The following is a 21,895-nucleotide window of genomic DNA, read 5'->3' as shown; positions in this document are numbered from 1 at the left end:
CTTCAGTGCGAGGTTTGACCGGCTTCGAAGGCCTGGTGGGCGGCTTGAATGCGTGACTGCACGAACTGGGTCAGGGTTCGTCGATCGCGTTCCGCTGCGGGAAAAGGCGCCAGAAAACTCAACTCGACGGTCAGCCCGCGGTGGCCGAGGATGCGCCACAACGATTCGCCGAACGAAATGTCATCGATATAGGCCGCTGCGCAGCAGCGCTTGCCTTCGGTATTGGTATAGCGAAGGTAGACCGGCTGAATGGTTGCGCTGGCATCGATCGCGGCCTGCAGCAATGACGATCGGAACGGCAGGATGCTGGCACCGTCACTGGTCGTTCCTTCCGGAAAGATGGCTACACAATCACCGCGTTGCAGGGAGTTCAGGATGGCCCCGTTGACACGGGCCGTGTCTCGTCGGCGTTCACGCTCGATGAACAGGGTACGTGCACCGCAGCAGAGTCGCCCAACCAGCGGCCAGCCGCGGATTTCGGATTTGGCGACGAACTGCGAAACGGTGACGGCGTTCAGGACGAAGATGTCCAGCCACGAAATATGGTTGGCCAGCAGCAGGTGGTTGGGCGGATAAACGCCGGGTGAAATGCCGTGGACCTGAACGCGGATCTGCAGCAGGGCCAGCAGGCGTTTTGACCAGCGGTGGATGTAGGCAATGCGTTCGTCGTCGGCCAGATTGGGCAGGCGCCAAGAAACGGCCCATGTGCCGTGGGCGAGGTGCAAGGCGAGACGAAAAAGACGAAAAATGCGGGTACAGAAATGCGGCATGGACAACGGGTTGGGCCGGGGCCGGACTGGAAGGTGCTCCGGCAGTGTAGCCGCTTCACCGGCCTCGGGCCATGTCCCTATTGCCCCTAAGGCAAAATGTGTATCGATCACGTCGTCAGCGCAGGAAGTGCTTGGCATAGCGCTGTTCGATCTGCTGGACCGGTAGCAGCAGGAAAAGGTCGGCGGTGTTGAAGTCCGGGTCCCACGCAGGCTCGCCGCAGATGTACGAGCCTGCACGCAGATAGCCGCGCAGCAGCGGCGGGATCGGCGCATCGAGTTTCTGGTTGAGCGCGGCCAGCGGCAGCGGGCAACGGGGAAACACGCGCCACTCGACCGGTGCGAGTGCGGTCCTGGCCAGCTTCGCGTACAGGCTGGCTGCCAGATGGCCACCGTCGATCAGCGACACGCTGGCGCAGCCGATCAGATAGTGATGGCCGCGCTGGCCCATGTAATCGGCGAGTCCGGACCAGAGCAGGGAGATCGTCGCGCCGGTACGGTAGTCCGGATGGACACAGGAACGCCCGACTTCGACCAGCTGGTTGCGCAGATGTGACAGTCGCGTCAGGTCGAATTCGGTATCCGAATAGTAGCTGCCCAGTGTGCGGGCCTGGTGGGGAGGCAGGATGCGGTAGGTGCCGACGACTTCGCCGGTTTCGTCGTCCTGGACAACAAGGTGATCGCAGTACGGGTCGAACAGGTCGTGATCGATGCCGGGTTCGCGGCTGCTGAGGCGGGCGCCCATTTCACCGGCAAAGACGCGGTGGCGCAGCGCCTGTGCGGCGCGGATGGTGTCGTAATTGCCGGCGAGCGAGACCGACAGCTGGCGCTTGCGGGATTTGCTGGTTGCGGTTTGCAACTGCTGCAGCATGTGGAATCCTCCTAGTTGGTGGAGGAAAATTAAGCGCTGCAGATGACGGAGAAATGACCGGCATTTGAAAATGCCGTGACGCCGGTTCGATCAGGCGTCGAGCGGCGGTACGTCGCCCTGGGCGGGCTCGGCCGCGGGAATGCGGTAGCTTTCATCCGCCCATTGACCAAGGTCGATCAGGCGGCAGCGGCGACTGCAAAAAGGCCGGAACGGGTTGTCCGGGCCATAGACGGCAGGCTCACCGCATTGCGGGCAGGAGACGGTTCGCGATTTCACAGATTGCAGTAACTCAACGAGAAGTCGACGTCGGCATCGACCGAGCGAGCACGTTCGCCTGAGGTCGACGGCAGCATGAAACGGATGTTGATGGCGTAACGGTTGGCCGAGAGTTCGGGAACTGCGGGCAGGTCCGAAATCAGACTGACCTTGAGCAGTTGAACCGATTTGCCGCCGGACATCTGCTGGAAATTGCCGTTCTTGGCCGTGTAGTGACAGACCTTGGCCGAATCGCGCAACAGTCGAAGCACAATGTCGAGTGCGTGCTTGATCGGCAGCAGCGGCGTGAACCAGCGATCAAGGTCGGATTGCCGGCGCGGCGCGGGTTGCTGCAACCAGTAATGGTAGGACGGCAGATCGAACTCGCAGACTCCGCCAGGAATATTGGCTCGTTGCTTGATCGCCATCAGCCATTCATTGTCGCGCAGAAACTGGCCAAACTTGCCGGTCATCTGCAACAGCCTGCCGTGGGTACCTTCGATGTCGTCAAGTACTTTTTCCAGTGCTGCTTCTGAAATCTGCGGATTGTGGCGCAAGCCGGTCAATGTCTGCCGCTGCCGCTCTAGTTCCTGCAACAGGTCCGATTTCAGGTCGGCGCGGCTGGCGACTTCCATGATCTCGAAAATCCCCAGCAGCGCGCTGTGATGGTCGAGCGCGTGCGCACCGGCGACAAAATGGGCGGTGCGGTTGTAGAGGTTCTCCAGACGCAGCAGCGTGCGGATGCGCTCGTTGATGGGGAATTCGTAGCTGATCACGGTGCGCTCAGCGGCAAAGATATGCAATTCTGCAGCAAGGGAAACATTTTGGAAACCCGGCGGAATGATTAAGGTGAGGCCGCTGCCGACCAAGTCAGGTAGCGCTGATGCTGAAGGGCGACCGCCTCGGCCAGTTCCTCAAGCGATCCCTCATTGTCGATGATGTCGTCGGCGTACTGGAGGCGCGTTTGCCGTGGTAACTGGCTGGCGATGATGGCGTCGGCGAGCTCGTCATTCATGCCCGGCCGATTCATCAGCCGCTGGCGTTGGCGTTCCTCGCTGCAATCGACCACCAGCGCCCGGGCAACCCGCTCACGAAAGCCTTTGGCTTCGAACAGGAGTGGCACTGCGATCAACGCGTAGTTCGTCTCTGAAGGCAGGGCTGCGACCCCTTGATCCAGTTCGGCGAGGATCAGCGGATGCAGAATGGCTTCGAGTCGGGTTCGTGCTTCGGCGTGACCGAAGACGTGCTGACGCATCCAGTCGCGAGCCAACGCGCCATGAGCGTCGACGGCATCCGGACCGAAGGTGCTGCGAATGGCTTCAAGCGCCGGTGACGAGGGCTGCGACAGTCTGTGTGCGATGACGTCGGCGTCGATCACGGGCACGCCATGCTGCGTAAACAGTGCACTGACGGTTGATTTGCCGCTGGCAATGCCGCCCGTGAGTCCGATCAGCTGCATGATCATCCCAATCCGCTGAACAGCATGCGACCAAGGTCACCACCCCACATCAGCGTTAGCCATCCTGCGATGCCGAGGTAGGGGCCGAACGGAATCGGCTTGCTCCAGCCACGTTTCGCGGCAACCACCTGGGCAATGCCGATCACTGCGCCGGCAACCGACGAGAGCAGAACGATGATCGGTAGCGCGGTCCAGCCGAACCAGGCACCCAGCGCGGCAAGCAGTTTGAAGTCGCCGTAGCCCATGCCTTCCTTGCCGGTGGCAAGCTTGAACAGCCAGAAAATGCCCCACAGGATCAGGTAGCCGGCCATGGCGCCCACCACTGCCTGTGACAGCGGTACAAAGGTGGCGCTGAGGTTGACCAGCAGACCCAGCCAGAGCAACGGAAGCGTGACGGAGTCGGGCAACAGATAGGTGTCGGCATCAATGACAACCAGCGCGATCAGTGCCCAGGTGAGCAGGATTCCCGCGGCACCTGCGAAGCCGGCGCCGAGATGCAGGCCGACCCAGGCCGTGAGCGCTGCAGTGGCCAGTTCTATGAGCGGATAGCGTGGACTGATTGCTGCCTTGCAACCACGACAGCGGCCACGCAACAGCAGCCAGCTGACAACCGGAACGTTTTCGAGCGCGCCGATCTGGTGGCCGCAATGCGGGCAGGCCGAACGCGGCGTCATCAGGTTGTAGCGCGGCTTTGGCGGTTGCTCTGCGTCGAGCGGCAGGTCGACGCAGGCACATTCGTGGCGGAAGTCGGCCTCGATCATTTTCGGCAGGCGGTGAATGACCACGTTCAGGAAGCTGCCGACCAGCAGACCGAGTACGAACAGAAACCCGCCGAACAGCGGCGGGTTCTCCTGCAGAACGGTGAACAAACTCGAGTCCATCAACCCACTGCCTCGCCCATCTTGAAAATCGGCAGGTACATTGCGATGACCAAGCCACCGATCAGCGTGCCGAGCACAACCATGATGATCGGCTCCATCAGGCTCGACAACGCTTCGACGGCGTTGTCGACCTCTTCTTCGTAGTAATCGGCAACCTTGCCGAGCATCGCGTCGAGCGCACCGGATTCTTCGCCGATCGACACCATCTGCATGACCATGTTCGGAAAGACATTGGTGTTTTGCATCGCCAGCGTCAGGCTGGTACCGGTGCTTACCTCGGCTTGGATTTTCGCCGTGGCAATTTTGTACAGGTGGTTGCCTGCGGCGCCGCCGACCGAATCGAGCGAGTCAACCAAGGGAACGCCAGCGGCAAACATCGTCGACAAGGTTCTTGACCAGCGTGCGATGGTCGCGTTTTTGACGATTTCACCAAGTACCGGCAGCTTCAGGATCAGGCGGTCCATGAAAATCTGCATTGCCACCGAACGTCGCCAGGTTTTCATGAACAGCCAGAACCCACCGAAGATCCCGCCGAAGATCAGCCACCAATAGCTGACAAACAGGTCGGACAGCGCGATCACCATCAGCGTCGGGCCCGGGAGGTCCGCGCCGAAGCTGGAGAACAGGTCCTTGAATGCCGGAATGACGAAAATCATGATCACGGCGGTGATGACGAAGGCGGCAACGATCACCGCGGTCGGGTAGAACATGGCTGACTTGATCTTCTTTTTGACGCCGAGGATTTTTTCCTTGTATGTCGCCAGTCGTGCCAGCAGGCTGTCGAGAATACCGGCCTGTTCGCCGGCCTGGATCAGGTTGCAGTACAGGGCGTCGAAGTAGGCCGGGTGCTTGCGGAACGCCTGCGTCAGCGACGAACCGGTTTCGATGTCGTTCTTGATCTCCATCAGCAGCTTGGTGACCGACGGATTCGAATGCCCCTTTGCGACAATGTCGAACGAGGTCAGCAGCGGGACGCCGGACTTGAGCATGGTCGCCAGCTGGCGGGTGAACATGGTGATGTCCTGCTCGGTGATGCGCCGACCGCCCTTGTTGCGCTGTTTCTTGATCCGGACAACGTTGATGCCCTGGCGGCGCAGGTGATTCTTCAGAATTGCCTCGCCCGCCGCCCGCATTTCGCCCTTGATCGTCTTGCCATTGCGGTCCTTGCCTTCCCAGACGAAGGTCATTTCCTTGACCGCAGCGGCTTTCGCCTGAACTCCCATCGCGCTCTCCCCGTCTTGTTCTGCGAATTATTCGTTGGTGACGGCCATGACTTCTTCGAGCGAGGTCATGCCCTGTTTTACTTTCAGCAGGCCGGACTGCCGCAGGTCGCGCACGCCTTCGCGGCGCGCTTGGTCGGCGATGTCGATCGATGTGCCGTTCTTCATGATGATCCGGTTCATTTCGTCCGAAATCGGCATGACCTGATAGATGCCGACGCGTCCCTTGTAGCCGGTGCCCTTGCAGACGTCGCAGCCAACGGCCCTGTACGGACTCCAGCTGCCGTCCAGTTCAGCCTCGGAAAAACCCGCGCGAAGCAGCGCTTCGGCGGGAATGTCGGCTGGTGCCTTGCATTGGGAGCACAGACGGCGAGCCAGCCGCTGGGCCGTGATCAGGATGACCGAACTGGCGACGTTGAACGGAGCAACGCCCATGTTGAGCAGCCGGGTCAGCGTACCTGGCGCGTCGTTGGTGTGCAGCGTCGAGAACACCATGTGGCCGGTCTGCGCTGCCTTGATCGCAATGTCGGCGGTTTCGAGGTCGCGGATTTCGCCGACCATGATGATGTCAGGATCCTGACGCAGAAAGGCCTTGAGTGCCGCCGAAAAGGTGAGCCCGGCCTTGTCGTTCACGTTGACCTGATTGACACCGGGCAGGTTGATTTCGGCCGGGTCTTCGGCCGTCGAGATATTGGTGCCAGGCTCGTTGAGGATGTTCAGACAGGTATACAGCGAGACCGTCTTGCCCGAGCCGGTCGGCCCGGTAACCAGTACCATGCCATAGGGGCGGCTGACCGCATCGAGCAATGCGGCCTTCTGGTCCGGCTCGTAGCCGAGCGCGTCGATGCCGAGCGTGGCCGACGTCGGATCGAGAATCCGCATGACGATCTTTTCGCCGTGCAGGGTCGGCAGCGTCGAGACCCGGAAGTCGATGGCGCGGCTCTTCGACAGGACCAGCTTCATCCGGCCGTCCTGAGGCACGCGTTTTTCGGAAATGTCGAGCTTGGAAATGACCTTGATCCGCGAGGCGATCTTTTCCTTGATCGCCAGCGGCGGCTGGGCGATTTCCCGCAGGATGCCGTCCTGGCGATAGCGGATCCGGTAGTACTTTTCGTACGGCTCGAAATGGATGTCCGACGCGCCGGCGTTGATTGCGTCGAGCAGGATCTTCTGCAGGTACTTGACCACCGGTGCGTCGTCGACGTCGATGTTCGCTGCATCGGTCTGCGGTTCGGGGTCGCCACCGCTGATCTCGAGCTCGGACTCGTCCATCTCGAGGTTCTTCAGCGTGGCGCCGGATGCCTCGAGCAACTGATCGAGCAGCTTGATCAGCTTGTTGTCTTCGACGACGATCGGTTCGATCTGCGCACCGGTCTGGAAGCGGACTTCCTCGGCAGCCTGCAGATTGGTGATGTCGGAAATGCCGATGAACAGGCGCGTGCCGCGCTTGAACAGCGGGACCACCCGCTGCGCCTGCATCACTTTGGTGTCGAGTACACCCTGCGGAATGTAGGCTGTATCGATCTGGTCGAGGTCGAGCAGCGGGTAGCCGAACGCCTGGGCGCTGAATTCGGCGACATCCTTGGCGTTCATCTTGCCGCTTTGAAGCAGTTGCGCGATGAACGGGGTCTTGTTGCTGCTCGCGCTGTTCTGCAGTGCTTCGGCGTCGGCGTCGCCAAGCCGGCCATGCTGGACCAGCAGGCGGGCGAGACCGGAAATCGAGGGGGTAGTGGACATGAGCTGCGCTAGGACTCTTCGGGTCTAGTCTTGTACGTGCGGCGCGCGCCGACGTCTCCTCGCGCAGAGTCTAGCACTGTGCGCCAAGGCATGGGCGTTGGCGCCCCGGATGGTTTCATTGAGGATACAGCCGCACCATCCGGATGCTGCGATCCTGCGTTTGCACGACTTCGAGTCGCTGGCCGGCAATCACCATGCAGGTGCCGGCTTCCGGAATGTCTTCGAAGTACTCGAGGATCAGGCCGTTCAGCGTTTTGGGGCCGCTGGTCGGGAAGGCCAGCTTGAGCTTTCGGTTGAGGTCCCGCAGGCTGGTCGAGCCGTCGAGCAGCAGGCTGCCATCCGGCTGGCGTGCCAGCTGGCCGCCGCTTGCCGGCGAATGGGTGGTGAATTCGCCGATCATCTGTTCGAGGATGTCTTCCAGTGTAACGAGGCCGAGCAGTTCGCCGTACTCGTCGACGACGAGGCCCATGCGTCGGTGGTTTTCCTGAAAGTTCTGCAACTGGGTGAACAGGGGGGTGCCGGACGGAATGAAGTAGGGCTGACGCATCAGCGAGCGCACCGCGTCGGCGTCGGTATCGGCCTCGCTCAGTGACAACAGTTTGCGGGCCGGCAGAATGCCGAGCACGTTGTCGGGATTGCCGGCAAAAATGGGCAGGCGCGAGTGGTGGCTGGTGAACAGCTCCTGCCGCAACAGGTCGCCGGGGAGCTCGAGGTCGACCATTTCCATCTGGTGGCGGGGCGTCATGACGTCGTCGACGGTGACCTTGGCCAGTTCGAACAGGTTGAGCAGAATCGTGTGGTGCTTCTTTTCCATGAAGCGGCCCGATTCGAGCACCAGCAAGCGCAGCTCGTCCGGTGACAACGCGGTGTTGCTGTCTTTGCGTTTGCGCAGTCGCAGTACACGCAACAGCGCGTCGACGATGACGTTGACGATCCACACCGCCGGATAGAACACCCGCAGCAGCAAGGCCAGCGGGCCGCTGGCAAAAAAAGCCACCGGTTCGGGGTGGGTGGCGGCAATGACCTTGGGCGTGGCTTCGGAGAACACCAGGATCGCGAATGCCACCGTCAGTGTGGCGAGGCCTAGGGCAAATTCGTTGCCGGCAAACAGCCGGGCCGTAATCAGCGTGGCAAGCGTCGCCGACGCGGTATTGATGATGGTGTTGCCGAGCAGGATGACGCCGAGCAGCTTCTCCGTCTCGTTCAGCAGGTTCTGCGTGCGTACCGCGGCACGATGGCCCTGGCGGACCTTGCCGGTCAGGCGGTAGCGGTTGATGGCCATCATGGCGGTTTCGGCTGCGGAGAAGAACGCCGAGCTTGCCAGGCAGATCAGCAGGGCGGCAAACAGGGCCGAGATGGGAGTGTCTTCCACGCGGAGTCCGTGTCGGGGGGGGGCTCGGTCAGTATAGGGGCGGGGTCAGGCGCCGTGGCGCAGCAGTGTTTCGAGCACGAAACGGGTGCCGGCATAGCCCAGCAACAGCAGGACGCAGCCACCGAGGGTGATCCGGGTCGCGATCCGGCCGCGCCAGCCGAGCAGATGGCGGCCGAGCAGCAGCGCCGCGAAGCACAGCCAGGCGGCGACCGAGAAGACGATCTTGTGGCCGATGCCGGGCGTTCTGCCGTAAATGTGCTCGGCGAATACCGTACCGGTGATTAGCGCAATGCTGAGCATGGCAAAGCCGACACCAACGCAGGCGAACAGCAGCCGTTCAAGGGCGAGAAGCGGGGGGAGCTGGCGGATCAGCACATGTGCATCGGCGTGGTGCAGGCGCCGGTCGGCCAGCCGCATCAGGATGGCGACACCGGCGGCGTTGACGAACAGGCCGTAGGCCAGCATCGCGGTCAGGAAGTGCAGCCGCGAGACCGCACTTTGTGGGTAGGTCAGCGCATGACCCGGTGGCAGGAGCAGGCTGAGACCGAGCAGGGCGCAGACGATGACCAGCAGGACCGGCTGCAGGCCTTCGAGCCGGTAGGCGAGGTGGCCGAGCAGATAGATCAGCAGGGCCAGCCAAGCCGTCAGCGAGAGCGCTTCGGCCGCGCCGAAGTGCAGCGGACTTTGCGCGAGGTGGGGCCACAGTGACAGGCCGTGCAGTGCCAGCGCCAGCAGCAGCAGGCCGTGCTCGAGCATCGGCCGCGGCGGTGCGGCGGCAGACAGGCGGGTGCGGCAGAAATGCCAGCCCAGGCCGAGGTAGACGACGAACGCGGAAGCTGCGAGCCAGGTCACAAAGCTAAATCGGGTAGAATGCGGGAATCCACAGTCTAACAGAGCGGTCGCGCCAGCGCGGGCCGGGAAAGGGTCGTCTTCATGCTTGAGAATCTGTCCACTCGTCTCTCCGGGGTCGTCAAGACGCTGCGCGGCAATGCCCGGCTGACCGAGGACAACATCCAGGACGCGCTGCGCGAAGTGCGCATGGCCTTGCTCGAGGCCGATGTCGCGCTGCCGGTGGTCAAGGGCTTCATCGCCGACATCAAGGTGCGGGCGCTGGGGCAGGAAGTCATCGGCAGTCTGACGCCGGGGCAGGCGCTGGTCGGTGTGGTGTATGAAGAGCTGACCAAGCTGATGGGGGCGCAGAACGACGGCCTCAACTTGGCCGCCGTGCCACCGGCCGTGGTGCTGATGGCCGGCCTGCAGGGTGCCGGCAAGACCACGACGACCGGCAAGCTGGCCAAGCGGCTCAAGGAAGAGCAGAAGAAAAAGGTACTGGTCGTTTCGGCCGACGTTTACCGTCCGGCTGCGATCGAGCAGCTCAAGACCATTGCCGGCCAGCTCGAAGTCGAGTTTTTCCCGTCGGACGTGAGCCAGAAGCCGGTCGACATCGCGCTGGCGGCGCTCGATTACGCCAAGAAGCATTTCCATGACGTACTGATCGTCGACACCGCCGGTCGTCTGGCCATCGACGAAGCAATGATGGTCGAAATCAAGGCGGTCCATGCCGCGGTCAAACCGGTGGAAACACTGTTCGTCGTCGACGCGATGCAGGGCCAGGATGCGGTCAACACCGCGCAGGCGTTCAACGAAACGCTGCCGCTGACCGGCGTCGTGCTGACCAAGATGGACGGTGACTCGCGTGGTGGCGCGGCGCTGTCGGTCCGGCACATTACCGGCAAACCGATCAAGTTCATCGGCGTGGGCGAAAAGCTCGCCGGGATCGAGCCTTTCTATCCGGACCGGATGGCCAGCCGGATTCTCGGCATGGGCGACGTGCTGAGCCTGATCGAAGACGTGCAGAAGACCGTCGACGAAGCCGAAGCGCTGAAGATGATGAAGAAGGTCAAGTCCGGCAAGGGCTTCGACCTGGAAGACTTCAAGGCGCAAATCGGCCAGATGAAGAAGATGGGCGGCATGTCGGCGCTGCTCGACAAGCTCCCGGGGATGGGCCAGCTTGGTGAAATGGCGAACCAGCAGGTCACCGACAAGGCCGTGGCACGGATCGAAGGCATCATCAATTCGATGACGCCGGCCGAGCGCAAGAAACCCGAGCTGATCAAGGCCAGCCGCAAGCGCCGCATCGCTACCGGTGCCGGGGTCTCGGTTCAGGAAGTGAACAAGCTGCTCAACCAGTTCGAGCAGACGCAGAAGATGATGAAGCAGTTCAGCAAGGGCGGCATGATGAAAATGATGCGCGGCATGAAGGGCATGCTGCCGGGCATGTGAACGTTCCGACGCTGCATGGCCGCTCGACGGGCTTGTACAGGCTTGACTTTTTCTCGTACAATCGCCTGTTTCGCATAAACCGATTTACTGGATATCTGACATGGTTGTGATTCGTCTTGCCCGCGGCGGCGCCAAGAACCGCCCGTTCTACAACGTCGTTGTTTCCGATTCGCGCAACCGCCGCGACGGCCGCTTCATCGAGCGCGTGGGTTTCTACAACCCGCTGGCTGCTGAAAGCGAAGAAGGCCTGCGTCTGGCTATGGACCGCGTCAACTACTGGATCGGTGTCGGCGCGCAAGTGAACGACTCGGTTGCCAAGCTGCTGAAGGGCTACACCCCGGTCGCAGCGTAAGCTCGCCGTGGTACGCACAGCTTCTGCCCCGCAGATTGTCCCGGACGACCTCGTCGTCATGGGCTACGTCAGCGGGGCATTCGGCATTCGTGGCTGGCTCAACGTCGTCGCCGATACCGAATTCGCCGACAGCCTGCTCGACTACGAGACGTGGTGGCTCAAGCGCAACGGCGAATGGCATGCCTATGTTCTCGAAGAGGGCGCAGTGCATACCAAGAAACTGGCAGCCAAGCTGGTCGGGGTTGATGACCGTGATGCCGCTTTCGCGCTCAAGAGTTGCGAAGTTGCAGTGCCGCGCAGTCTGATGCCGGCTGCTGACGAAGGCGAGTATTACTGGGCCGATCTGGTCGGCATGACGGTGGTCAATACCGCCGCCGAGTCGCTGGGTGTAGTCGACAAGCTGTTCGCCACCGGTGCCAATGATGTACTGGTGGTGCGTGACGGTGAAACCGAGCGCCTGCTGCCTTTCGTGGCGCCGGTCGTGCTGAAGGTCGATACCGAAGCGCGCAGCATTACGGTCGACTGGGGTCTGGACTACTGAACGGTATGACGCGGCAGATCGACGTCGTCACGCTGTTTCCGGAAATGTTCGACGCGATCACCCGGTCCGGGGTGACGCGGCGGGCGGTGGAACTCGGCGTTTTCGCGTTGCAGACGTGGAATCCGCGCGACTTCACCTCCGACAATTATCGGCGTGTCGACGATCGTCCCTTCGGTGGCGGTCCCGGCATGGTGATGCAGCCCGAGCCGCTCGAGCTGGCGATCGAAGCCGCCAAAGTGCGGCAACACGAACGCGGCGTGGCGAGTCGGGTGGTTTACCTGTCGCCGCAAGGGCAGCGTCTGTCGCATGCCAAGGCGGTCGAACTGGCCGGGCTGGACGGACTGGTGTTGTTGTGCGGCCGGTACGAAGGCGTCGATGAGCGGCTGATCCAGCGGCAGGTCGACGAGGAAATATCGATCGGCGATTATGTGCTGTCCGGCGGCGAGCTGCCGGCCATGGTGCTGATCGATGCGATTGCCAGGCTCTGGCCCGGGGTGCTCAATACCCAGGCGAGTGCCGAAGAAGATTCGTTTGTGGATGGGTTGCTGGATTGTCCGCATTACACCCGTCCAGAGGATTACCGCGGCATGGCGGTTCCGGAAGTCCTGCTTTCGGGAAATCATGCCAACATACGTCGCTGGCGTTTGAAGCAAGCGCTGGGTCGCACCTGGTTGCGTCGCCCGGATCTGCTCGCGGATCGCCAGCTTTCCAAAGAGGAAGCTCGTCTTCTGGCTGAATTTCAGTCCGAGTCCGCAGACTCACCCGGCCAAGGGTAGAAGGAACAAGCTTCGCAAGGAGTAATGCAATGAACCTGATTCAGCAACTCGAACAAGAAGAAATCGCTCGCCTGGGCAAGACCGTGCCGGAATTCGCACCGGGTGACACCGTGATCGTCCAGGTCAAGGTGAAGGAAGGTACGCGTGAGCGTCTGCAGGCTTATGAGGGTGTCGTGATTGCCAAGCGCAACCGCGGCCTGAACAGCTCGTTCATCGTCCGCAAGATTTCGTCGGGCGAAGGCGTCGAGCGTACGTTCCAGACCTTCTCGCCGCTGGTCGCTTCGATCGAAGTGAAGCGTCGCGGTGATGTCCGTCGCGCCAAGCTGTACTACCTCCGCGATCGTTCGGGCAAGTCGGCCCGCATCAAGGAAAAGCTGCCGGCCCGCAAGGCTGTGGCAGCCGCCAACTAAGGCGACGTCCTGCTGCGGAAAACGCGGAGCCTTGGCTCCGCGTTTTTTTATGCGCGGCGTATTCTGCACGGATGTGCCGGCCGAGAAGTTCCGTCATGACAAACCAGATCGACCACAACGACCATCAAGCCATACTTACCATGCAAGTCGCCCATGTTCCCTTGAATGCCGATGGTGGCCAGCGGCCGGGGTGCAGATTTTCAACAGGTCCGAGTGCACATGATGCGGGCCGCGCGTGCGGGTCGAATCGGTTGTCAATCCAGCTTCGCCTGCCGGGGCACGAGGGCGGGATGCAATGAAGCGACCGGAAGACGAGGCGCTGATCGACGAGTTTGTCGACGCGATCTGGCTGGCGGAGCAGCTGGCTACCCATACCGTCAACAGCTACAGGCTCGATCTCGGCATCTGGGCCGACTGGCTGAACGAAAGCGGCATCGCGCTGCTGGCAGCCAGCCGTGATGACGTCCAGGCCTTCCTGGCACGGCAGGCGCGGACACTCAAGGCGGCGACGCTGGCACGGCGGTTGGCCAGTCTGCGCAAGTTCTACCGGCACTGGCAGCAGATGGAGCGCATCGGTGACGATCCGACCGAGACGTTGCGCTCGCCCAGGCGGGTCAGGCCGTTGCCGAAGGCGCTGACCGAAGACCAGATCGGGGCGCTGCTGGCTGCGCCGGACGTCGGCAGTGCCGCCGGCCTGCGCGATCGGGCGATGCTCGAGCTGATGTACGCGACCGGCATGCGTGTTTCGGAACTGGTGGCGCTCGGTAGCGATGCGCTGCATCTTGGCGACGGCTATCTGGCAGTGCTGCACGGCAAGGGTGACAAGCAGCGTCTGGTGCCGGTGGGCGAGGTGGCGCAGGACTGGCTCAAGCGCTATCTGAACGAGGCGCGAGCGTTGCTCGTTGCCGGCCGGTTCGCGCCCACCGTCTTCGTCAACCAGCGGGGCGAGCCGATGACCCGGCAAGGCGCGTGGTACGTCATCAAGCAGTATGCAGTCGAATCGGGCATCGACGCCGCCAAGCTCAGTCCGCATGTTCTGCGGCATGCGTTTGCGACGCACCTGCTCGATCATGGCGCCGATCTGCGTATCGTACAGAGCCTGCTCGGCCACGCCGACATCGGTACGACGCAGATTTACACCCATGTCGCCCGGGCCCGGCTTCGGGCGCTGCACCGCTACCATCCCCGCCAAAAAAGCTGAGGCGCAAGTCGGCAGCTTCACATATGCTAGCTTGATGTAAGATCAAGCCGAACTTAAGGGGGGAATCATGGCGGAATCTGGCATTGTGAATGAAGGTCTGCAGAAAGCCGGGCAGCTGCAGACGCTGATCACCGACTACGCGGCCGCGGTCGGCGTGAAAATCCTTGCCGCGATCGTATTCTGGGTGGTCGGGCGATGGCTGATCGGGTTTGCGGTTGGCCTCGTGCAGAAGTCGCTGGAGAAGCAGAAGGTCGATCCGACCGTACTGCGTTATGTCGGTTCGGTGATCACGGTCACGCTGAACATCCTGCTGGTGGTCGGCATCCTCGGCTACTTCGGCGTTCAGACGACAACCTTCGCTGCGCTGATCGCCGCACTGGGTCTGGCTGTCGGCATGGCATGGTCGGGGCTGCTGGCCAATTTTGCCGGTGGTGCCTTCATCATCGTGCTGCGGCCGTTCAAGGTCGGTGACTTCGTGACCGCCGGTGGCGTGACCGGTACGGTCAAGGAGATCGGCCTGTTTGCCACGGCGATCAACACGCCGGACAACGTGCTGACGCTGATCGGCAACAACAAGATCTTTACCGACACGATCCAGAACTTCACCCACAATCCGTTCCGCCGTGTCGAACTCAAGGCACAGCTGGCCGGTGCTGCCGACTATCAGGCCGCGATCGCCGCGCTGAAGGGGCGGATTGCCGCAATTCCGAACGTGCTGGCCGATCCGGCTGTCGATGTCGAGATTCTCGAATTCAATCTGGTCGGTCCGGTGCTGGCGGTGCGACCGTACTGCCACAACGACAACTACTGGCAGGTCTATTTCGATACCAACAAGACGATCAAGGACGTGCTCGGCGCCGATTTCCCGGCACCGATGCCGGCGCAGACGGTGATCGTGCAGCAGCCCTAAGCAGTTGCCACAACGAAAACAAACCCCGCCGAAGCGGGGTTTGTTTTTTTGCGGTTCGACAGATCAGGCCGGGACAGGCTCGGTGACCGGGAAGTCGAGCACGACCTTGCCGTCGTCGTCGACATCGATTGTCACGTCGCCACCGTGGGTCAGGCGACCGAACAGCAGCTCGTCCGCCAGCGCTTTGCGGATCGTGTCCTGAATCAGCCGGGCCATCGGACGCGCACCCATCAGCGGGTCGAAACCCTGTTCTGCGAGCATGTCCTTCAGCCCCGGCGTGAAGTGCGCATCGACCTTCTTCTCCTGCAGCTGCATTTCCAGTTGCAGCAGGAACTTGTCGACCACCTGCAGGATGATTTCGTGCGACAGCGGCGCGAACGGAATCACCGCATCCAGCCGGTTGCGGAACTCCGGCGTGAACAGGCGCTTGATTTCCTGCATCTCGTCGCCCGTTTCCTTTTTGGCGGTAAAGCCCATCACCGGCCGGTTCAGGCTTTCGGCGCCCGCGTTGGTCGTCATCACCAGGATCACGTTGCGGAAGTCCGCCTTGCGGCCGTTGTTGTCGGTCAGCGTGCCGTGGTCCATCACCTGCAGCAGGACGTTGAAGATGTCCGGATGCGCCTTTTCGATTTCATCGAGCAGCAGCACCGCATACGGATGCTTGTTGACCGCTTCGGTCATCAGGCCGCCCTGTTCGAACCCGACATAGCCCGGTGGCGCGCCGATCAGCCGGCTGACCGCATGGCGTTCCATGTATTCGGACATGTCGAAGCGGATCAGCTCGATACCGAGCGTGTAAGCGAGCTGTCGCGCGACCTCGGTTTTGCCGACCCCGGTCGGACCGGAGAACAGGAAGGCGCCGATCGGTTTCTGCGGGTTGCCCAGTCCGGCCCGGGCCATCTTGATCGACGTCGACAGTGCTTCGATCGCCTTGTCCTGCCCGAACACGACGTTCTTCAGGTCGCGATCCAGCGTTTTCAGCGCGCTCTTGTCGTCATTGGACACGCTCTTGGGCGGAATCCGGGCGATCTTCGAGACGATTTCCTCGATTTCGTGCTTGTTGATCGTCTTTTTCTGCTTCGAGCGCGGCAGGATCTTCTGTGCCGCCCCGGCTTCGTCGATCACGTCGATCGCCTTGTCCGGCAGGTGACGGTCGTTGATGTACTTGGCCGACAGCTCGGCCGCGGTCGTCAGTGCCGCCAGCGTGTACTTCACGCCATGATGCGATTCGAACTTCTCCTTCAGGCCCTTGAGGATCTCGACGGTCTGCTGCACGGTCGGCTCGACGACGTCGATCTTCTGGAAGCGGCGGGACAGCGCGTTGTCCTTCTCGAAGATGCCGCGGTACTCGGTGTAGGTCGTCGCACCGATGCACTTGAGCGTGCCGTTCGACAGTGCCGGCTTGAGCAGGTTGGACGCATCGAGCGTACCGCCGGAGGCCGCACCGGCGCCGACGAGGGTGTGGATCTCGTCGATGAACAGGATCGCGTTGCGTTCCTCGGTCAGCTGCTTGATCACGGCCTTCAGCCGCTGCTCGAAGTCGCCGCGGTACTTGGTGCCGGCGAGCAGGGCACCCATGTCGAGTGCATAGACGGTCGCGTCGGCAAGAATGTCCGGCACGTCGCCCTCGACGATCTGGCGTGCCAGACCTTCGGCGATCGCGGTCTTGCCGACGCCGGCTTCGCCGACCAGCAGCGGGTTGTTCTTGCGGCGACGGCAGAGGATCTGCACGACGCGTTCCAGTTCGCTGTCGCGGCCGATGAGCGGGTCGATCTTGCCTGCGAGCGCCTGCTGGTTCAGGTTCAGGGTGAAGTTCTCCAGCGCGCCGCCGGCTGCAACCTCGCCTTCGTGTTCCTCGCCGGACGATTCCTGCTTCGGCGCAGGTTGCGCGCCGCCCCCGGCCTTGGCGATGCCGTGCGAGATGAAGTTGACGACGTCGAGCCGGGTGATGCCCTGCTGGTGCAGGAAGTACACCGCATGGCTGTCCTTTTCGCCAAAGATCGCCACCAGCACGTTGGCGCCGGTCACTTCCTTCTTGCCCGAGCTCTGCACGTGCAGGATCGCGCGCTGGATCACGCGCTGGAAGCCGATGGTCGGCTGGGTTTCGACCTCACCGGTCCCGGAAACGACCGGGGTGTGCTCGGTGACGAAGTCGGACAGCTGGCGGCGCAGCTCGTCGATGTTGGCGCTGCATGCGCGCAGCACTTCGGCGGCCGACGGGTTGTCGAGCAGTGCGAGCAGCAGGTGCTCGACCGTAATGTATTCGTGACGCTTCTGTCTGGCCTCCATGAAGGCCATGTGGAGGCTCACTTCCAGTTCCTGGGCGATCATTCGTTCACCTCCATGATGCATTGAAGCGGGTGTTGGTGCTGGCGGGCGTACTGGTCAACCTGACTGACCTTGGTGGCTGCGATGTCCCGGGGATATACCCCGCAGATTCCGCGGCCCTCGTTATGGACTTTGAGCATCACGACCGTGGCTTGTTCAAGGCCCAGCGCAAAAAACTGCTGGAGCACGTCGACAACAAACTCCATCGGGGTGTAGTCGTCGTTGAGCAAAACCACCCGGTACATCGGCGGTGGTGCGGCGCGCTGTTCCTGATGAACGAGTTGCGGGTCGAGTTGATGCTGTGTCGCCATGATTTTCCAATTGTCTCCGCTCTTTTATTTTGGTCTGTGAGGGGGGCTTTTCAAGCGTGCCGGGCAAACAACACTCAATAATTTCGCCCAGCAATCTGCTTGACCTTTTTCGTCAATGTCGCGTAAAAATGAACGGCGTTTGATAGCCAAGCATCATGCCGTATCGGTATTCCCGTTGTGCAGGCCTTGATGTCAAACCTGAACGCCCGCAAGGGTGCAATGCGTTAACAGTTTTTTTGGAGAAAGACGCCAAATGGCAACGGGTACCGTTAAGTGGTTCAATGATTCCAAGGGCTTCGGCTTCATCACCCCGGACGAAGGCGGCGAGGACATCTTCGCTCACTTCTCCGCGATCAACATGCCGGGCTTCAAGACCCTGAAGGAAGGCCAGCGCGTGAACTTCGAAGTCGCGCAAGGTCCGAAAGGCAAGCAAGCTGCGAACATCCAGGGCGCCTAAGCGTTTCCGGTGTTTGAAAAGCCCCGCTTCATGCGGGGCTTTTTCATTGTGCGCGTTCCGACGGACGCCGGACAAGAAAAAGCCCCGCATGACGCGGGGCTTGCATCGTCGCGGATAGATTACATCCGGGCGATGATGGCCTTGCCGAAGGCCGAGCACGACACTTCTTCCGCATCGTCCATCAGGCGGGCGAAGTCGTAGGTCACGACCTTGTCCTTGATGGTCTTCTCGGTCGCGCTGATGATCAGGTCGGCCGCTTCCTTCCAGCCGATGTGGCGCAGCATCATTTCAGCCGACAGCAGCAGCGAACCCGGGTTGACCTTGTCCTGGCCGGCGTACTTCGGTGCGGTGCCGTGGGTGGCTTCGAAGCAGGCCACGTTGTCCGACAGGTTGGCACCCGGGGCGATGCCGATGCCGCCGACCTGGGCTGCCAGCGCGTCCGACACGTAGTCGCCGTTCAGGTTCAGCGTGGCGATCACGTCGTATTCGGCCGGGCGCAGCAGGATCTGCTGCAGGAAGGCATCGGCGATCACGTCCTTGATGACGATGCCGTTCGGCAGTTGCAGCCACGGGCCGCCGTCCACTTCGACGCCACCGAATTCGCGCTTGGCGAGGTCGTAACCCCACTGGCGGAACATGCCTTCGGTGAACTTCATGATGTTGCCCTTGTGGACAAGGGTCACGCTCTTGCGGTTGTTGTCGATCGCGTACTGGATCGCCTTGCGGACGAGGCGCTCGGTACCTTCCTTGCTGACCGGCTTGATGCCGATGCTGCTGCTTTCCGGGAAGCGGATCTTCTTCACGCCCATCTGGCCCTGCAGGAAGTCGATGACCTGCTTGGCGCCGTCGGTCTGGGCTTCCCACTCGATACCGGCGTAGATGTCTTCGGTGTTCTCGCGGAAGATGACCATGTCGGTCAGGTCCGGGCGCTTCAGCGGCGACGGGACGCCCTGGAAGTAACGCACCGGGCGCAGGCAGACGTACAGGTCGAGCTGCTGGCGCAGCGCAACGTTCAGCGAGCGGATGCCGCCACCGACCGGCGTGGCCAGCGGGCCCTTGATCGATACGACGTATTCCTTCAGCGCGGCGAGGGTTTCTTCCGGCAGGTAGTTGTCGTTGCCGTAAACCTTGGCCGCCTTCTCGCCACAGTAGATTTCCATCCAGTGGATCTTGCGGGCGCCGCCGTAGCTCTTGGCCACGGCTGCGTCGACCACGTCCTTCATCACCGGGGTGATATCGACACCGATGCCATCGCCTTCGATGAACGGAATGATCGGATTATCGGGCGTTGCCAGGTTCGGAACGATCTTGGCGCCTTCGGCGGGGACTTGGATGTGGCTCATCGCGGGCTTCCTGATGGTTATGACAATGCTGTAACAGCAGCAGACAAACTACGATTATGGCGTGAAGATTCACGCCATGCAAAGCCAACCGTACGCCGCCCATGCAATTCAAGCGGTAAAATCGCGGTATGGCCCGTTTGATCCTGCTCAATAAACCGTACGGCGTGATCTGCCAGTTCTCGCCCAGCCCACCGCATCGGTCGCTGGCCGACTACGTGCGTGTACCTGATGTCTACCCTGCCGGCCGGCTCGATACCGATTCGGAGGGCCTGCTGCTGCTGACCGATTCCGGGCCGCTGCAGGCGCGCATTGCCGATCCGAAGTACAAGCTGCCCAAGACCTACTGGGTGCAGGTCGACGGTGCACCGTCCGACGCAGATCTCGAACCGCTGCGCCGTGGCGTCGATCTCGGCGATTTCGTCAGCAAGCCGGCCCAGGTGCGCCTGATCGACGAGCCGGCCGGGCTGTGGCCCCGCACGCCGCCGGTGCGGTTCCGCGCGAACATCCCGACAACCTGGCTCGAGGTGATCATCGCCGAGGGCAAGAACCGCCAGGTGCGGCGGATGACGGCCAAGGCCGGCTTTCCGACCCTGCGGCTGATTCGTGCGGCGATCGGCGAGTACACGCTGGCGGAGCTGGCGCCGGGGCAGTGGCGCGAGCTGCGCGTTGCCGCGCCGAACCCGCCCGTCGTCGCGGCCACACCGGGGCGGCCCAAGCAGCGTGGCCGGCGCGGGCCGAACAAAGCCCGCTGAAAGCACGGTGCGCTTCGGGTAAAATCCTGTTTTGCTTGGAATTCTTGCGTATGTGGAAGCCCAATGCCACCGTCGCCGCGGTGATCGAGCGCGACGGCCGCTTTCTGCTGGTCGAGGAACGCATTCTCGGTCAGCGCAAACTGAACCAGCCTGCCGGTCATGTCGAGCACGGCGAGTCCATCGTCGCTGCCGCCGTGCGGGAGACGCTGGAAGAAACCGCACATCATTTCGTACCGGCGGCACTGGTCGGCATCTATCTGTGGAGCCCGCCGGAACGCCCGGAGCTGACCTATCTGCGCTTTGCGTTCGCAGGTTCCGTCACTGGCGTTGACGCGGGTCGTGCGCTCGACGACGACATCGAGGCCGCCGTCTGGCTGAGCCGTGACGAAATTGCCGCCCGTGCCGGCGAACACCGCAGTCCGTTGCTGCTCGCCTGCATCGACGACTATCTGGCCGGCAAACGCTACCCGCTCACACTGCTGCGCGATTTCGATCGAACCGGGGACCGTGCCGAACCGCTGGCGGAGGCCGTATGAGCGACAAGATCGTCGTCGGCCTCTCGGGAGGAGTCGATTCGAGCGTGACCGCGCACCTGCTGAAGCAGCAGGGCTTCGACGTGCACGGCGTCTTCATGCAGAACTGGGAAGACGACAACAGCGACGAGTACTGCTCGATCAAGGAAGACAGCATGGACGCGATCGCGGTCGCGGACCTGCTGGGCATCGATATCGAACTGGTGAACTTCGCCAAGGAATACAAGGACCGGGTGTTCTCGTACTTTCTCGCCGAGTACTCGGCCGGACGTACGCCGAATCCGGACATCCTCTGCAACAGCGAAATCAAGTTCAAGTGCTTCCTCGATTACGCGATCGAGCTGGGCGGCGCCAAGATGGCCACCGGCCATTACTGCGGCAACCGTGTCCGCGCCGACGGCAGGACCGAGCTGATCCGCGCCGCCGACCAGAGCAAGGACCAGACCTACTTCCTGTACCGGCTGAGCCAGGCGCAGGTCAGCCAGGCGGTGTTTCCGCTCGGTGGTCTGCAGAAGAGCGAAGTGCGACGCATCGCCGAGGAAATCGGCCTGCCGAACGCGAAGAAGAAGGACAGCACCGGCATCTGCTTCATCGGCGAGCGGCCGTTCCGCGACTTCCTCAACCGCTACCTGCCCAAGGTGCCGGGGAAAATGGTGACGCCCGACGGCAAGGTGATGGGCGAGCACATGGGGCTGATGTACTACACGCTGGGCCAGCGCTCGGGACTCGGCATCGGCGGCGACAAGGCGGGCAGCGGCGAGCCGTGGTTCGTCGGTGGCAAGGACATCCCGCGCAACGAACTGATCGTCGTTCAGGGGCATGATCATCCGCTGTTGCTGAAATCGACGCTGCTGGCGCTGGACTGCTCGTGGATCTCCGGCGATCTGCCGGCGGAAGGGCGCTATACCGCCAAAACGCGCTACCGGCAGCAGGATGCCGCATGCACCTTGCGGCACGTCGATGGCGGGGTCGAACTGGTGTTCGACGAACCGCAGTGGGCGATGACGCCGGGGCAGTCGATGGTGCTGTATCAGGGCGATGTCTGCCTCGGTGGCGGAATCATCCAGTAAGCGGATTCCGGCGATGAAAAACGGACGCGTCTGCGTCCGTTTTTTTTGCGCTCGGGTGACTGGCCG

The 21,895-nt window shown here is 62.1% G+C and carries 24 protein-coding genes; 11 read left to right on the top strand and 13 right to left on the bottom strand.

From position 1 onward, the window contains the following. Positions 1-2: 2 nt before the first annotated feature. The 10 genes from IE097_RS18575 to IE097_RS18530 all read right to left on the bottom strand — a co-directional run bounded on the left by IE097_RS18575 (position 3) and on the right by IE097_RS18530 (position 9,414). The gene (locus tag IE097_RS18575; RefSeq protein WP_229797665.1) at positions 3-881 is read right to left on the bottom strand and encodes a lysophospholipid acyltransferase family protein; all 879 of its coding nucleotides are present in this window, start codon (positions 879-881) and stop codon (positions 3-5) included. A 4-nt stretch (positions 882-885) separates the two neighbouring features. After that, positions 886-1,638, bottom strand: a complete 753-nt coding sequence (locus IE097_RS18570; protein ID WP_189462397.1) for a GNAT family N-acetyltransferase — start codon at positions 1,636-1,638, stop codon at positions 886-888. A gap of 90 nt (positions 1,639-1,728) precedes the next feature. Next, positions 1,729-1,914 carry a DNA gyrase inhibitor YacG gene (locus IE097_RS18565; protein WP_229797664.1) on the bottom strand — a complete coding sequence of 62 codons (186 nt, stop codon included), beginning with the start codon at positions 1,912-1,914 and terminating at the stop codon, positions 1,729-1,731. Then, complete coding sequence (gene zapD, locus IE097_RS18560; protein WP_268247095.1) at positions 1,911-2,762, bottom strand: cell division protein ZapD; 852 nt, start codon at positions 2,760-2,762, stop codon at positions 1,911-1,913. Before zapD ends, IE097_RS18565 begins: the two co-directional genes overlap by 4 nt. Continuing rightward, positions 2,738-3,358 carry a dephospho-CoA kinase gene (gene coaE / locus IE097_RS18555; RefSeq protein ID WP_229797663.1) on the bottom strand — a complete coding sequence of 207 codons (621 nt, stop codon included), beginning with the start codon at positions 3,356-3,358 and terminating at the stop codon, positions 2,738-2,740. The genes zapD and coaE overlap by 25 nt, the downstream gene beginning before the upstream one ends. Beyond that, positions 3,355-4,233 carry a prepilin peptidase gene (locus IE097_RS18550; protein ID WP_189462396.1) on the bottom strand — a complete coding sequence of 293 codons (879 nt, stop codon included), beginning with the start codon at positions 4,231-4,233 and terminating at the stop codon, positions 3,355-3,357. The genes coaE and IE097_RS18550 overlap by 4 nt, the downstream gene beginning before the upstream one ends. Beyond that, on the bottom strand, positions 4,233-5,456 hold the full coding sequence (locus tag IE097_RS18545) for a type II secretion system F family protein (protein ID WP_189462395.1): 1,224 nt from the start codon (positions 5,454-5,456) through the stop codon (positions 4,233-4,235). Before IE097_RS18545 ends, IE097_RS18550 begins: the two co-directional genes overlap by 1 nt. A gap of 27 nt (positions 5,457-5,483) precedes the next feature. Beyond that, the gene (gene pilB / locus IE097_RS18540; protein ID WP_189462394.1) at positions 5,484-7,190 is read right to left on the bottom strand and encodes a type IV-A pilus assembly ATPase PilB; all 1,707 of its coding nucleotides are present in this window, start codon (positions 7,188-7,190) and stop codon (positions 5,484-5,486) included. A 115-nt stretch (positions 7,191-7,305) separates the two neighbouring features. Further along, entirely contained in the window at positions 7,306-8,562 is a 1,257-nt protein-coding gene (locus tag IE097_RS18535; protein WP_189462393.1) for an HlyC/CorC family transporter, read from the bottom strand. Between the two features lie 45 nt (positions 8,563-8,607). Further along, on the bottom strand, positions 8,608-9,414 hold the full coding sequence (locus IE097_RS18530; RefSeq protein WP_189462392.1) for a cytochrome C assembly family protein: 807 nt from the start codon (positions 9,412-9,414) through the stop codon (positions 8,608-8,610). 81 nt (positions 9,415-9,495) lie between these two features. On the opposite strand from IE097_RS18530, the gene ffh reads away from it, so the two are divergent. The 7 genes from ffh to IE097_RS18495 all read left to right on the top strand — a co-directional run bounded on the left by ffh (position 9,496) and on the right by IE097_RS18495 (position 15,035). Next, positions 9,496-10,845, top strand: a complete 1,350-nt coding sequence (ffh, locus tag IE097_RS18525; RefSeq protein ID WP_189462391.1) for a signal recognition particle protein — start codon at positions 9,496-9,498, stop codon at positions 10,843-10,845. Between the two features lie 100 nt (positions 10,846-10,945). After that, entirely contained in the window at positions 10,946-11,197 is a 252-nt protein-coding gene (rpsP, locus tag IE097_RS18520; protein WP_070530711.1) for a 30S ribosomal protein S16, read from the top strand. A 58-nt stretch (positions 11,198-11,255) separates the two neighbouring features. Further along, positions 11,256-11,738, top strand: coding sequence for a ribosome maturation factor RimM (gene rimM, locus IE097_RS18515; RefSeq protein ID WP_229797662.1), 483 nt, complete (start codon positions 11,256-11,258; stop codon positions 11,736-11,738). 5 nt (positions 11,739-11,743) lie between these two features. Further along, complete coding sequence (trmD, locus tag IE097_RS18510) at positions 11,744-12,514, top strand: tRNA (guanosine(37)-N1)-methyltransferase TrmD (protein WP_189462390.1); 771 nt, start codon at positions 11,744-11,746, stop codon at positions 12,512-12,514. 29 nt (positions 12,515-12,543) lie between these two features. After that, positions 12,544-12,924 carry a 50S ribosomal protein L19 gene (rplS, locus tag IE097_RS18505; protein ID WP_189462389.1) on the top strand — a complete coding sequence of 127 codons (381 nt, stop codon included), beginning with the start codon at positions 12,544-12,546 and terminating at the stop codon, positions 12,922-12,924. A gap of 295 nt (positions 12,925-13,219) precedes the next feature. Next, positions 13,220-14,125 (top strand): site-specific tyrosine recombinase XerD, encoded by a 906-nt coding sequence (xerD, locus tag IE097_RS18500; RefSeq protein WP_189462388.1) that lies wholly within the window; start codon positions 13,220-13,222, stop codon positions 14,123-14,125. Positions 14,126-14,210: 85 nt separating this feature from the next. After that, a complete protein-coding gene (locus tag IE097_RS18495; protein ID WP_229797661.1) occupies positions 14,211-15,035 on the top strand; it encodes a mechanosensitive ion channel family protein in 825 nt (274 codons plus the stop codon). A 63-nt stretch (positions 15,036-15,098) separates the two neighbouring features. Here IE097_RS18495 and clpA read toward each other — a convergent pair whose 3' ends face one another. Together clpA and clpS are read right to left on the bottom strand one after the other, a co-directional pair. Further along, complete coding sequence (gene clpA / locus IE097_RS18490; protein ID WP_189462386.1) at positions 15,099-17,366, bottom strand: ATP-dependent Clp protease ATP-binding subunit ClpA; 2,268 nt, start codon at positions 17,364-17,366, stop codon at positions 15,099-15,101. After that, positions 17,363-17,674 carry an ATP-dependent Clp protease adapter ClpS gene (clpS, locus tag IE097_RS18485; RefSeq protein WP_189462385.1) on the bottom strand — a complete coding sequence of 104 codons (312 nt, stop codon included), beginning with the start codon at positions 17,672-17,674 and terminating at the stop codon, positions 17,363-17,365. Before clpS ends, clpA begins: the two co-directional genes overlap by 4 nt. A gap of 253 nt (positions 17,675-17,927) precedes the next feature. Here clpS and IE097_RS18480 point away from each other — a divergent pair, with 253 nt between their 5' ends. Beyond that, entirely contained in the window at positions 17,928-18,131 is a 204-nt protein-coding gene (locus IE097_RS18480) for a cold-shock protein (protein ID WP_189462384.1), read from the top strand. A 119-nt stretch (positions 18,132-18,250) separates the two neighbouring features. Here IE097_RS18480 and icd read toward each other — a convergent pair whose 3' ends face one another. Continuing rightward, positions 18,251-19,474 carry an NADP-dependent isocitrate dehydrogenase gene (icd, locus tag IE097_RS18475; protein WP_189462383.1) on the bottom strand — a complete coding sequence of 408 codons (1,224 nt, stop codon included), beginning with the start codon at positions 19,472-19,474 and terminating at the stop codon, positions 18,251-18,253. A 128-nt stretch (positions 19,475-19,602) separates the two neighbouring features. On the opposite strand from icd, the gene IE097_RS18470 reads away from it, so the two are divergent. From IE097_RS18470 to mnmA, 3 genes are read left to right on the top strand one after another with little or no spacing between them, the layout of a single operon-like run. After that, entirely contained in the window at positions 19,603-20,226 is a 624-nt protein-coding gene (locus IE097_RS18470) for a pseudouridine synthase (protein WP_189462382.1), read from the top strand. 50 nt (positions 20,227-20,276) lie between these two features. Continuing rightward, positions 20,277-20,762 (top strand): NUDIX hydrolase, encoded by a 486-nt coding sequence (locus tag IE097_RS18465; protein ID WP_189462381.1) that lies wholly within the window; start codon positions 20,277-20,279, stop codon positions 20,760-20,762. Continuing rightward, on the top strand, positions 20,759-21,829 hold the full coding sequence (gene mnmA / locus IE097_RS18460; protein WP_189462380.1) for a tRNA 2-thiouridine(34) synthase MnmA: 1,071 nt from the start codon (positions 20,759-20,761) through the stop codon (positions 21,827-21,829). Before IE097_RS18465 ends, mnmA begins: the two co-directional genes overlap by 4 nt. The last annotated feature ends 66 nt before the right edge of the window (positions 21,830-21,895 follow it).

Origin of the sequence: Jeongeupia chitinilytica (genome assembly GCF_014652315.1) — a bacterium.
Classification (GTDB): Bacteria; Pseudomonadota; Gammaproteobacteria; order Burkholderiales; family Chitinibacteraceae; genus Jeongeupia; species Jeongeupia chitinilytica.
The sequence above is the reverse complement of the archived record's forward strand: the minus strand, read 5'-3'. Positions and strand labels throughout refer to the sequence as shown.